The organism is Pectobacterium carotovorum (genome assembly GCA_016415585.1).
GTDB classification, from domain to species: domain Bacteria; phylum Pseudomonadota; class Gammaproteobacteria; order Enterobacterales; family Enterobacteriaceae; genus Pectobacterium; species Pectobacterium carotovorum_K.
This window is the reverse complement of the sequence record CP066552.1, coordinates 1058962-1070543: the sequence shown is the minus strand read 5'-3', so window position 1 is coordinate 1070543 and position 11582 is coordinate 1058962. Positions and strand designations below refer to the sequence as shown.

At 52.8% G+C, this 11582-nt stretch carries 11 protein-coding genes and 1 pseudogene; 7 read left to right on the top strand and 5 right to left on the bottom strand.

Translation table 11 applies throughout. The features are described from left to right. Positions 1 to 44: 44 nt before the first annotated feature. Positions 45 to 2292, bottom strand: a pseudogene (gene ptsP / locus JFY74_04785) (phosphoenolpyruvate--protein phosphotransferase). A gap of 12 nt (positions 2293 to 2304) precedes the next feature. Next, a complete protein-coding gene (gene rppH / locus JFY74_04780; GenBank protein QQG29383.1) occupies positions 2305 to 2838 on the bottom strand; it encodes an RNA pyrophosphohydrolase in 534 nt (177 codons plus the stop codon). Positions 2839 to 3534: 696 nt separating this feature from the next. Between rppH and mutH the strand changes: the two genes are divergently transcribed. The 4 genes from mutH to JFY74_04760 all read left to right on the top strand — a co-directional run bounded on the left by mutH (position 3535) and on the right by JFY74_04760 (position 6904). Then, positions 3535 to 4230, top strand: coding sequence for a DNA mismatch repair endonuclease MutH (gene mutH / locus JFY74_04775; protein QQG29382.1), 696 nt, complete (start codon positions 3535 to 3537; stop codon positions 4228 to 4230). 294 nt (positions 4231 to 4524) lie between these two features. After that, positions 4525 to 5241, top strand: a complete 717-nt coding sequence (locus tag JFY74_04770; GenBank protein ID QQG29381.1) for a TerC family protein — start codon at positions 4525 to 4527, stop codon at positions 5239 to 5241. A gap of 175 nt (positions 5242 to 5416) precedes the next feature. Then, a complete protein-coding gene (locus JFY74_04765; protein QQG30446.1) occupies positions 5417 to 5635 on the top strand; it encodes a YgdI/YgdR family lipoprotein in 219 nt (72 codons plus the stop codon). 207 nt (positions 5636 to 5842) lie between these two features. Further along, positions 5843 to 6904 (top strand): NADP(H)-dependent aldo-keto reductase, encoded by a 1062-nt coding sequence (locus JFY74_04760; GenBank protein ID QQG29380.1) that lies wholly within the window; start codon positions 5843 to 5845, stop codon positions 6902 to 6904. A gap of 59 nt (positions 6905 to 6963) precedes the next feature. Here JFY74_04760 and JFY74_04755 read toward each other — a convergent pair whose 3' ends face one another. From JFY74_04755 to trmB, 3 genes are all read right to left on the bottom strand, one after another. Continuing rightward, on the bottom strand, positions 6964 to 7677 hold the full coding sequence (locus JFY74_04755; protein QQG29379.1) for a DUF2884 domain-containing protein: 714 nt from the start codon (positions 7675 to 7677) through the stop codon (positions 6964 to 6966). 114 nt (positions 7678 to 7791) lie between these two features. Further along, positions 7792 to 8136 (bottom strand): YggL family protein, encoded by a 345-nt coding sequence (locus tag JFY74_04750; GenBank protein ID QQG29378.1) that lies wholly within the window; start codon positions 8134 to 8136, stop codon positions 7792 to 7794. 1 nt (position 8137) lies between these two features. After that, a complete protein-coding gene (gene trmB / locus JFY74_04745; GenBank protein ID QQG29377.1) occupies positions 8138 to 8857 on the bottom strand; it encodes a tRNA (guanosine(46)-N7)-methyltransferase TrmB in 720 nt (239 codons plus the stop codon). Positions 8858 to 9022: 165 nt separating this feature from the next. On the opposite strand from trmB, the gene mutY reads away from it, so the two are divergent. The 3 genes from mutY to mltC are packed head-to-tail and all read left to right on the top strand — an operon-like array spanning position 9023 to position 11524. Continuing rightward, positions 9023 to 10129, top strand: a complete 1107-nt coding sequence (gene mutY / locus JFY74_04740; GenBank protein ID QQG29376.1) for an A/G-specific adenine glycosylase — start codon at positions 9023 to 9025, stop codon at positions 10127 to 10129. After that, positions 10126 to 10398, top strand: coding sequence for an oxidative damage protection protein (locus tag JFY74_04735; protein ID QQG29375.1), 273 nt, complete (start codon positions 10126 to 10128; stop codon positions 10396 to 10398). The genes mutY and JFY74_04735 overlap by 4 nt, the downstream gene beginning before the upstream one ends. A 52-nt stretch (positions 10399 to 10450) precedes the next feature. Further along, the gene (mltC, locus tag JFY74_04730) at positions 10451 to 11524 is read left to right on the top strand and encodes a membrane-bound lytic murein transglycosylase MltC (protein QQG29374.1); all 1074 of its coding nucleotides are present in this window, start codon (positions 10451 to 10453) and stop codon (positions 11522 to 11524) included. Positions 11525 to 11582 lie beyond the last annotated feature (58 nt).

The window sequence follows — 11582 nt, the reverse complement described above, 5'->3', positions numbered from 1 at the left end:
ATTATTTAGAGTATGTTCATAACTAAGGAGCGCACCGCGACGAATTAGCGCCCGCCGCGAATCAAGCCGCCCAATCCACGCTCTTCCATGAAAATCGCCGCCCACTGCCGGACTTCCGTCGCGCTCTGTGCATTCAGCAATTGCTTCACCAACGACTGCGATTCAGCCAGCGTAATTTGGCGCAGCAGATATTTAATTCGCGCCACGCTGCGCCCGTTCATACTGAACGAGCGATAACCCAGTCCGGTCAGCAGCAATGCGCCGAGCGCTTCTCCCGCCATTTCACCGCACACGGAAAGCGGAATGTTATGTCGCTCGCACTCGACGGCGATCATATTCAACGCCTGCAACATGGAAGGATGCAGACTGTCATAAAGCGATGCCACGTGGGCGTTGTTACGATCTACTGCCAGCAAATACTGCGTCAGATCGTTGGTGCCAACCGAAACAAAATCGATGCGAGAAGCCAGATGGGGGAGCAGGAACAGCATCGACGGGACTTCAATCATGATCCCAATTCGCGGCTTGGGCTGCGGGAAGCCCAGTAATTCCTCCACTTCGCCTGCGGCCTGATCGATCAGGCGACGTGCTTCACTGATTTCATCCAGACTGCTGATCATCGGCAATAGGATGTTGAGATTGCCACTATGCGCGTTGGCACGCAGCATGGCGCGCACCTGAATCAGAAAGATTTCAGGCTGATCGAGCGTAATACGAATGCCGCGCCAGCCGAGACACGGGTTCTCTTCGCTGATAGGCAGATAAGGCAGCGGCTTATCCGCGCCGATATCCAACGTGCGCAACATCACAGGGCGCGTTGGGTAAAGCGCCAACATGCTTTGATATTGCGCCATCTGCTCATCTTCGGACGGAAAGCCGCTTTGCAGCATAAAAGGAATTTCCGTGCGGTACAGCCCCACGCCATCGACCTGATTGATAAAGCGTTTTTCGTGCTCAGCGCTTAGCCCCGCATTCAGCATGACCTGAATGCGCTCGCCGCTTTTCAGCACGGCAGGCTGCTCCATTTCACCTTCAGCCAGACGGGTCAGCTCGTTTTCTTCCGTCAGCAGGCGCTGGTATTCCTGTACCAGCACGGGTTCGGGATCGACCAGCAACTCGCCGCGATAGCCGTCGATGATCAGCAGGCGCTGATGCAGCATGTCAGGCTGAATGTCCGCGCCGACTAGCGTCGGAATGCCCATGGCACGGACGAGAATTGCCGCATGCGAATTGGCTGCACCGTCATAGACAACAACACCCGCCAACCGCTCCGGCGGCAGTTCCGCCAAAAGCGTAGCCGTTAATTCATCCGCCACAAGAATAAAGCGCTCAGGCCATTGCCCCATGATTTGCGCGTTATCGTCGAGGTGGAACAGCAGCCGTTGCCCCAACGCGCGTAGATCGCCGGCGCGTTCGCGCAAGTAAGTATCCTGCAAATTGGTAAACTGCGCGGCAAAACGTTCGATCACCAGCTTGACGGCCCACTCGGCAGCATTACCTGCATCCACTTCCTGAAAGAGTTCACGCTTTAGCCGCGCATCATTCAGCAAGTGCGAATACAAATCGAAAATCGCCGCGCTCTCTTTCTGCGCGCTGGCGCTAAACCGCTTGCTGAAGCGACGGAATTCCGCCGTTGCCTCTTCCAGCGCCTGCGTTAAGCGGGAGCGTTCGCGCTCACTGTCCAGACTCGACGCAGGGAAAACCTGTTCCAGAGAGGGCTGGGTACAATCCTGCCAGCCGGGGGCAATCGCCACACCCGGTGCAGCCACCAGCGCCTTAACGCGCGTCTGGCGGTATTGACCGAAGAGCGTTTTTATCTGCGAAAGAGAGAGAATAGCGGCCATCTGCGTGGCCAGCGTCACCATGAACGATTCTTCGTTTTTATCAAACTGACGATGTTCACGCTGTTGCACTACCAATACGCCCAGCAGGTGGCGGCGGTAGATAATGGGAACGCCAAGAAAAGATCGGAAATGTTGCTCTTTCACCGCGGGGATATATTTGAAACTGGGATGGGCGCGAGCATCGGCCAGATTGATAGGCTCAGCACGTTGCCCGACCAGCCCGACAATACCTTGCCCAAACGCCAGCGTAACCGTGCGCCCGCGCGGCTTTTTTTAACCCGCGCGTTGCCATCAGGTAATAGCATTGACGATCGTGATCGGCCAGATAAATGGAACAGACTTCCGTGTCCATAGCCTGACAGGTCTCATTGACCAGAATGTCCAGCGCATCACTAAGTCGGGCCGTTGCCGCAACGTTTTCGACAATTTCTCGCAAGCGCGTGAGCATAATGTGCCTGAATTACCCTCTTTTTCGCCGAGGACCGGATGGCGTAACCACCCGAGCCGCAACACTCTCCTGAAGCAGTATCACCGGGTTGATAAATTCCTTCATCACGCGACGATACACATCTCGCTTAAAAGAAACGACCTGACGTACCGGATACCAGTAACTCACCCAGCGCCAGCCATCAAATTCCGGCGTGCCGCTGCTCTGCATATTGATATCCGACTCATTACACATCAACTGTAGCAAAAACCATTTCTGCTTTTGGCCGATACAGACCGGTTTTGTATCCCAACGCACCAAACGCTTTGGTAATTTATAGCGTAACCAGTTACGGGTAGATGCCAATACGCGCACATCCTTTTTTCTTAACCCGACTTCTTCAAACAGTTCGCGGTACATCGCCTGCTCAGCACTTTCACCGGGGTTAATCCCCCCCTGCGGAAACTGCCAGGAGTGCTGACCATAGCGCCGGGCCCACATCACCTGCCCCTGCCGATTACAAATTACAATACCAACGTTTGGGCGGTAGCCATCATCATCGATCACCGGACTACCTCGATAAACATCAATGCAAAGATGACCTGATTGTTTCACACTCCCGTCAGGCGGTAAACCACTGCTTAGAAAGCATGTGATACGAATAAAAGTAAGATAACCCACAGATAAGATCAAAGTTATAAACATGTGAAGACCAGAATCGGCAATTTATTCACTTTTTCTGTGGACATCTTTGTGCAGAACCCATGAAGAAGTGAGTAAAACTCATTTTTCATGAAGAAAAAATATTAATGCGAATTAAAAAATAGTGCTTTTTATTCATGAAATTACAAACCATTTTACTTGAAATTTCGACCCCTTATTTTTTGTTCAAATGGCGTACAACGCAAGATTGGCGAAAGATCGCACTATGCCGATTTTATCCACAGGGAATGCCTCAAAGTCAGGCAATAAATAGGCAAAAACAGCAAAGAGGCTGGGCGTCAAGGCTGTAAATCGAACCAGTAATTCATGTTTATGTGGGTTATCCAAGAAATCTGTGGATAACCTAGTGTAAGATCCTGTTTATTGTCAGTGGCTATACGTGCACAGTTTGCAAAACGGTGTTAAGTGATCGCCATCACACTAAAAAAAAGCGCTACGAATCATGCTATTATTGTTTTTCTCCACAGTCGTCTAGGCTGTGCGTTGGTATTCTCCACGTATTGTATTTTTTTTGAGCGGAAAAACATCGGGCTATACGCTATGAATTCACCCACGGTTCACACGACTGCGCCACCAAGTGAGCACACGTTGCTGGAACGCGCTCAATCTCTCGCGGGTTATAATCTCGCGGAATTAGCGGACATCGCTCTTCTGCCTCTTCCTGCCAACCTGAAACGTGATAAAGGCTGGATTGGGGTCTTACTGGAACGTTTTCTGGGTGCAAGCGCAGGTAGCAAGCCCGAGCAGGATTTCCCCGGCATCGGCGTTGAGCTAAAAACCATCCCAATTGATGAACAGGGCAAACCGCTGGAAACGACATTCGTCTGTGTCGCCCCGTTAACAGGCAATAGCGGCGTAACGTGGGAAAGCAGCCACGTGCGACGCAAGCTTGCTCGGGTACTGTGGATTCCAGTGGAAGGTTCACGCCACATTCCGCTGGGGGAACGCCGTATTGGCACGCCGCTGATCTGGAGCCCCAATGAAGAAGAAGAGGAACAGCTGCGCTGCGATTGGGAAGAGTTGATGGACTTGATCGTACTTGGTCGGGTAGAAAGCATCACCGCCCGACATGGCGAAGTACTGCAATTACGCCCCAAGGCAGCAAATAGCCGGGCCTTAACGGAGGCAATTGGCGAGTTTGGTCAACCGGTTCTAACCTTACCGCGCGGGTTTTATCTGAAAAAAACGTTTACCGCACCGCTACTGGCGCGACACTTTATGAAACTCAGCAACTAAGTTTCATTAGCACCATGTGGCATTAGCGCGATGTTCTGTGAGTCGTATGCTTCATCAGCACCACGCTTCATCGTACACTAGCCTGATACGCCGCACTCCATACGCCACAACCGTGCGACAAGGGAATCGACCTGGGAAAATCCTGACGCCGACCCAGAGCAAAAGGGAGCCAACACACGAGCCGCATGCGAAGTATGACAGTTATATATCTATGACATCACACTTTCGCTTGCCTACGCACTAAGCTGGCAGAGTATAATATCGTTTACGTTTCGTTTAAGGTGTATTGATATAATGTTTGATTGGATTGTTGATCCGAACGCATGGTTAGCATTGGGAACGCTGACTATTCTGGAAATCGTTCTTGGGATCGATAACATTATTTTCCTATCTCTGGTTGTCGCCAAACTGCCTAAAGCCCAACAAAACAAAGCTCGCCGCATCGGACTGCTGGGTGCAATGTTGATGCGTTTGGGACTGCTCGCCTCCATTGCCTGGGTCATGCGTCTGACCGACCCGCTGTTTGCCGTACTCGATAATGAAATTTCTACACGCGACCTGATTCTGTTCTTCGGGGGACTCTTCCTGATCTGGAAGTCGAGTATGGAAATTCATGAAACTGTCGAGGGGGGTTCAGCAGACCATACTTCCAAGGTGTACTCCTTCTTTGGCGCGATTGTGCAGATCATGATGCTGGATATTATCTTCAGCCTGGATTCGGTTATCACCGCCGTCGGCCTGTCTGACCATCTGTTTATTATGATGGCTGCGGTCATTATTGCCGTTCTTGTGATGATGTTCTCTGCACGCCCTATCGGCGAGTTTGTCGAACGCCATCCGTCCGTCAAAATGCTGGCCTTGTCGTTCCTGATCCTGGTCGGGTTCACCCTGATTCTGGAAAGTTTCGACGTCCACGTACCGAAAGGCTATATCTACTTTGCGATGTTCTTCTCGATGTCCGTCGAGGCACTGAATCTGTTGCGCAGTAAAAAAGAGAAAACGTCGCACTGATCGCCGTCTCGCCTCGTCTTTCTCGCTAAAGACCTATAATCAGGCGGCGATCGGCTGCCTGATTACACAACATTAATTCCCTCCAAACACATTTTTTCCATTATTCCTACGTTATCCCCCGCAGCCATTTGCTAGACTCACCTTAGATTTTGACATTTATGAACGGGTTAATATGATGAAAGTACGGATGAAAATGGCAATTACACTGGCGTTATTATTCACTCTGGCAGGTTGTTCCAGTGACTACGTGATGGCGACAAAAGAGGGGCAAATGCTCCTGACACAGGGAAAACCCGTGCTGGATAAAGATACCGGGCTGCTCAGCTATACCGATGAACAAGGTAATCAGAAACAAATCAACCGCGATCAAGTCTCCCAGATCGTGCAGCGCTAACGGCAACGTTAGCCTGATATTTCTCTCATCAAGCGATGCTCTTCGGCAAAATCCTGCTGAAGGGCAACAGAAGAGACTTCCCCACTTGCCACGGCTTCGTTTATAGTCGAATTCAGGTGTGTTTTCCCAAACTCATTGGAATCGCAGCAAATCATGCGGAAATGACGGGAAATGCGCCTGCTATTTTCAGACATAAGGAAGCTGGCAATGCAATATCACCGAATTCCCCATAGTTCTTTAGAAGTGAGCGTGCTGGGTCTTGGTACGATGACCTTTGGCGAACAGAACAGCGAAGCAGACGCTCATGCCCAGTTAGATCACGCCATTGCCGCGGGTGTTAACCTGATTGACACAGCAGAAATGTACGCCGTTCCTCCACGCCCGGAAACACAAGGGTTAACCGAGAGCTATATCGGCTCCTGGCTGAAATCCCGTGGCGGACGTGAAAAACTGATTGTGGCCAGTAAAGTTTCCGGCCCCGTGCGCGGAAACGATCACAGCATCCGTCCACAGCAGGCGCTGGATAGAAAAAACATCCGTGCAGCGCTGGATGCCAGCCTTCAACGCCTGAACACCGACTATATCGATCTCTATCAGTTGCATTGGCCACAGCGCCAGACCAACTGCTTTGGCAAGCTGAGCTATCAATATACGGATGACAAACCGCAATATACTGAAGACAAATCGGTCGTGACACTGCTGGAAACGCTGGAAGCGCTGAATGAGCAGGTGCGTGCCGGTAAGATCCGCTACGTCGGCGTCTCCAACGAAACGCCGTGGGGTGTGATGCGCTATCTGCATCTGGCGGAAAAACACGATCTGCCGCGTATCGTGTCGATTCAGAACCCCTACAGCTTGCTGAACCGCAGTTTTGAAGTCGGCTTGGCGGAAATCAGCCAGCATGAAGGCGTGGAACTTCTCGCCTATTCGTCACTGGCGTTCGGTACGCTGACGGGTAAATATCTGAACGGCGCGAAACCGGCCAATGCGCGTAACACGTTGTTTAGCCGCTTTACTCGCTATACTGGCCCGCAGGCTCAGGCGGCGGTTGCTGAATACGTAGCGCTGGCGCAAAAGTACGGTCTGGATCCGGCGCAAATGGCACTGGCGTTTGTGCGTCAGCAGCCGTTCGTCGCCAGTACGCTGCTGGGCGCGACCACACTGGAACAGCTGCAAATCAACATCGACAGCCAGAACCTGGCGCTGGACGGCGAGATCCTTGACGAGCTGGAAGCGATCCACCGTCGTTTCACGTTTCCAGCACCATAAACGCAAAAAACCGGGCATCGCCCGGTTTTCTTTAATGCGTTGTACAGAACGTTGAACGATTACTTCAGCGTCTGCAACAGACTCTTACGCTGGTTTTCCAGCGATGTGACGCGGCTACATACGTCATTACCGAAGCGCTGGAACTCCAGTTCCTGATTGTTCCACTCGGCCTGAATCGCTTTCTGCAAGCCACCGAGGTTGCCCATCATCGCCTGTAGCGGGTTGCCGCCGCTGGACATCTGTTTTACGCCCATCTCGTTCAGGCTGTCCTGCAAGACGCCGCCCATGCTTTGCTGTACGAGCTGTTTGCCATCTTGCTCAACTTGCTTAATCGCCTGATGGTGGAACGTCAGGCCATCGCTGCGGTGTTCGATAATTCGGTTCATCTGCTGCTTGAGCTGTTTATCCAGCGTAGTCAGACGATTGCGCACATTGCTGTCGCTGCCAAGCTCTTGCACGATGACGTTATCCAGCGCGACTCGCGCTTTTTCAAGATGCTGCTGCGCACCCTGATCGATCCACGGCAGCTGCTGGCGTAAATCCGCCTGATAGGCTTTGGCTTTCTGGCGCTGTTCGGCGTTCAGGGTCAGCGGTGTACCGTTACGGACGATATCGCCCTGCGGGGAAAGCTGTAAATTGCCGCTGGCACCCACGACCTGTACGTGTTGCGGACTGATAACAATGTCGTCCTGCGGATTCACGTTGCACTGGTAGGCCGCCTGCGCTTGCCAGGACAGCAACATCAATAAACCCAAGGTTATTTTACGCGACATATTTTCTCCTGAAGAAAACAACGGCAGTGGCGGGAGAGCGACAATCCGCCCTTTGATGAGGCGGATAACGCCTGAGCCAGAATCAGCTCAGGCATGCCTTGATAAGACCAAGGATTACAGCAGGTGTTCTGGCAGATCCCACCAGATATCGAACAGGTTGCTGACTTTCACGTCCGTCAGTTTCTGCTCTTCCAACCAGCGGCTCACCAGTTGGCGATGCTCTTCGGTGCAGTGACCGATTTTTTGCAGACAGATCAGGCCTTCCCAGAGCAAATAACCGCTGCCTTCGAATGCCAGTCCTTGTGGTTCAATGACGTCGTCAACGAACTTATCCATCAGCTTATCGATATCTTCGACGCTAGTGCCTTCTGGAAAGCGGAAGCTGACAGAAAAACCTAATTCCTGAAACTCATCAATGTGAAGTTTTTTACGTAAACGACGGCTACGAGCTTGTGCCATTTTATTTTATCCTCTCAAACATCAGATCCCACACGCCATGCCCCAAACGCTGGCCGCGTGCTTCAAATTTCGTCAGCGGACGGGACTCCGGCCGCTCAACGTACTCATTATTATTGGAAAGATTACGGTACTCGGTGACAGAGGTCATCACTTCGAGCATATGTTGCGCATAAGGTTCCCAGTCTGTTGCCATGTGGAACACGCCGCCGACTTTCAGCTTACTCTGTACCAGTTGGACGAAAGGCACCTGAACGATACGGCGTTTATTATGGCGGGCTTTGTGCCACGGATCGGGGAAGAAGAGTTGAACCATAGACAGTGAGCCATCCGGGATCATATTCATCAGCACTTCGATCGCATCGTGACACATCACGCGCAGATTGCTGATTCCCGCTTCCTGTGCGGCAGCGAGACATGCCCCCACGCCCGGCAGGTGAACTTCGATACCGAGGAAATTCTGCTCGGGATGCTGTGCGGCCATCGTCACCAGCGAGGCGCCCATCCCAAAACCGATCTCCAGCACCACAGGGGCGTCACGGCCAAATAGCGCGTTAAAATCTACCTGCTCGGTCTGATATTCCACGCCCATCACCGGCCAGTAGTTATCCAGCGCCAGCTGCTGCCCGTTGGTCAAGCGCCCTTGACGGCGGACAAAACTGCGGATACGACGCATCGGGCGCCCATTTTCATCAAATTCCGGTGAAATGACGTTGTTAATCATAAAGAGTGCTTACTTGCTGTCCGATTTCGTTAAGGAAACGCGCATTATGCAAGGATACCGTGGTTTAGCAAGCCCACTGCCTCGGAAAGTTCCGGTTTACAGCACATTCACTCTGTGCTGGAATCGCTATCAAACTTTTTACCTGCCGGATAGTGACCCCATTTTATGATGCAAGCGCAACAGTTCGCCCATCAGGTGCTGGACTGGTACCAACGCTATGGCCGCAAAACCCTGCCGTGGCAGCTTGAGAAAACTCCCTATAAAGTATGGCTATCCGAAGTGATGTTGCAACAAACGCAGGTCACCACGGTTATCCCCTATTTCCAACGCTTTATGGAACGCTTTCCGAACGTCAGTGCACTGGCGGCAGCACCGCTGGATGAAGTGCTCCACTTGTGGACCGGGCTGGGCTACTACGCCCGTGCGCGTAATCTACACAAAGCGGCACAGACCATCGTGTCACGTCACGGCGGCGAATTCCCCACCACCTTTGATGAAGTCGCGGCGTTGCCGGGCGTCGGGCGTTCCACCGCCGGCGCGGTGCTGTCGCTCGCTCTCGGTCAGCATTACCCGATTCTCGACGGTAATGTGAAGCGCGTGCTGGCACGCTGCTACGCCGTTGACGGCTGGCCGGGCAAGAAAGAGGTCGAAAAGAAACTGTGGGCGCGGAGTGAAGACGTCACGCCAGCAGAGGGCGTCAGCCAGTTTAATCAGGCGATGATGGATCTCGGTGCGATAGTCTGCACCCGCAGCCGCCCCAAGTGCGAGCTGTGCCCGCTGAGCACCGGCTGCATTGCCTACGCCAACCACAGCTGGGCGCAATACCCCGGCAAGAAACCGAAGCAGACGCTGCCAGAGAAAACTGGCTGGTTCCTGCTGATGCAACAGGGTTCTCAAGTCTGGCTGCAACAGCGCCCCGCCGTCGGCCTGTGGGGCGGGCTATTTTGCTTCCCGCAGTTCAGCGAACGTCGGGAATTGGAACTCTGGCTGCAACAACGTGGTCTGAATCCTGATGGATTGCAACAGCTTGTCGCGTTCCGCCACACATTCAGCCATTTTCATCTGGATATCGTTCCGCTCTGGCTGGACGTATCGCAGACCGATCGCTCACAAAACAGGTCCTGCATGGATGACGGTGCAGGTCTCTGGTATAACTTAGCGCAGCCGCCGTCTGTCGGACTGGCCGCCCCGGTAGAACGCCTGCTGAGGGAGTTGGCTCACCCGCAGTCAACACGTTTGAATGCCTGCGCAATTGATGAGGAAGAAGCATGAGCAGAACGATTTTTTGTACTTTTTTACAACGCGACGCCGAAGGGCAGGATTTCCAGCTCTATCCCGGCGATCTGGGCAAGCGCATCTATAACGAAATCTCTAAAGAAGCCTGGGCGCAATGGCAAACCAAGCAAACCATGCTGATCAACGAGAAAAAGCTCAGCATGATGAATGTTGACGACCGTAAGCTACTGGAACAGGAAATGATCAAGTTCCTGTTTGAAGGGAAGGACGTACACATCGAAGGCTATACGCCTCCGAGCCACTGAGATTGCGGGCTTTCGGGCCCGCTTACGTCCCCATTCCGACACGGCTTGTTATATGAAGAAAATGTTAGCGCTGCTGGTGATTGCACCACTGCTGGTTTCCTGTTCGGGAAACAAAGGGAATGCCGACAACGAAGAGTTTCTCAAGGATACCAACGCCTTCGATATTTTGATGGGGCAATTTGCTCACAACATCGAAAATATCTGGGGGATGAATGAAGTTCTGATCGCTGGCCCAAAAGACTACGTCAAATACACCGATCAATATCAGACGCGTAGCCACATCAACTTTGATGCCGGTTCAATCACTATCGAAACCATTTCGGCAACCAACTCCGTTGCCAGCCTGCGTCAGGCGATTATCACGACCCTGCTGATGGGCGATGACGCCAGTAACACCGACCTGTATTCCGACGCTAACGATATTCAAATCAGCCGCGAGCCGCTGCTGTATGGACAGGTACTGGATAACACCGGACAGCCGATCCGCTGGGAAGGCCGTGCCGCCAGCTTCGCAGATTATCTGCTCCAGAACCGTCTGCAAAAACGTACCTCCGGCCTGCACGTAATCTGGTCGGTCACGATGCAGCTCGTCCCTAACCATCTGGACAAGCGTGCACACAAATACCTGCCGCTGGTGCGTAAGGCTTCCGAGCGTTACGGCATTGAAGAGTCGCTGATTCTGGCGATTATGCAGACAGAGTCCAGCTTCAACCCTTACGCCGTCAGCCATTCCGATGCACTGGGTCTGATGCAGGTGGTGCAGCACAGCGCAGGACGCGACGTCTTCAAGATGAAAGGGAAATGGGGACAGCCGAGCCGCAGCTATCTGTTCGATCCAGAACAAAACATCGACGCGGGTACCGCCTATCTGTCGATTCTGAAGAACAGCTATCTGGCCGGTATTGAAAACCCAACGTCGAAACGCTACGCCGTCATCACCGCATATAACGGTGGCGCAGGCAGCGTGTTGCGCGTCTTCTCCAGCGATCGCGAGCGCGCTGTGGGCATTATCAACAACATGTCACCGGGCGATGTCTACCAAACGCTGACGACGAAGCATCCGTCTGGCGAATCACGCCGCTATCTGTACAAAGTGAACACGGCACAGAAAAATTACCGCCGCTAATTCATGCGCACCACAGAACGCCGCGCTACCGAGTTTACTCCGGTAGCGCGGTTTCATC

What these genes read in the sequence shown, in the direction of transcription:
- JFY74_04750 (QQG29378.1), bottom strand. Translation starts at nt 8,136, where the DNA reads ATGGCACAAGCTCGTAGCCGTCGTTTACGTAAAAAACTTCACATTGAT.
- JFY74_04770 (QQG29381.1), top strand. Translation starts at nt 4,525, where the DNA reads ATGTTTGATTGGATTGTTGATCCGAACGCATGGTTAGCATTGGGAACG.
- mutY (QQG29376.1), top strand. Translation starts at nt 9,023, where the DNA reads ATGATGCAAGCGCAACAGTTCGCCCATCAGGTGCTGGACTGGTACCAA.
- JFY74_04735 (QQG29375.1), top strand. Translation starts at nt 10,126, where the DNA reads ATGAGCAGAACGATTTTTTGTACTTTTTTACAACGCGACGCCGAAGGG.
- mltC (QQG29374.1), top strand. Translation starts at nt 10,451, where the DNA reads ATGAAGAAAATGTTAGCGCTGCTGGTGATTGCACCACTGCTGGTTTCC.
- trmB (QQG29377.1), bottom strand. Translation starts at nt 8,857, where the DNA reads ATGATTAACAACGTCATTTCACCGGAATTTGATGAAAATGGGCGCCCG.
- JFY74_04755 (QQG29379.1), bottom strand. Translation starts at nt 7,677, where the DNA reads ATGTCGCGTAAAATAACCTTGGGTTTATTGATGTTGCTGTCCTGGCAA.
- mutH (QQG29382.1), top strand. Translation starts at nt 3,535, where the DNA reads ATGAATTCACCCACGGTTCACACGACTGCGCCACCAAGTGAGCACACG.
- JFY74_04760 (QQG29380.1), top strand. Translation starts at nt 5,843, where the DNA reads ATGCAATATCACCGAATTCCCCATAGTTCTTTAGAAGTGAGCGTGCTG.
- JFY74_04765 (QQG30446.1), top strand. Translation starts at nt 5,417, where the DNA reads ATGAAAGTACGGATGAAAATGGCAATTACACTGGCGTTATTATTCACT.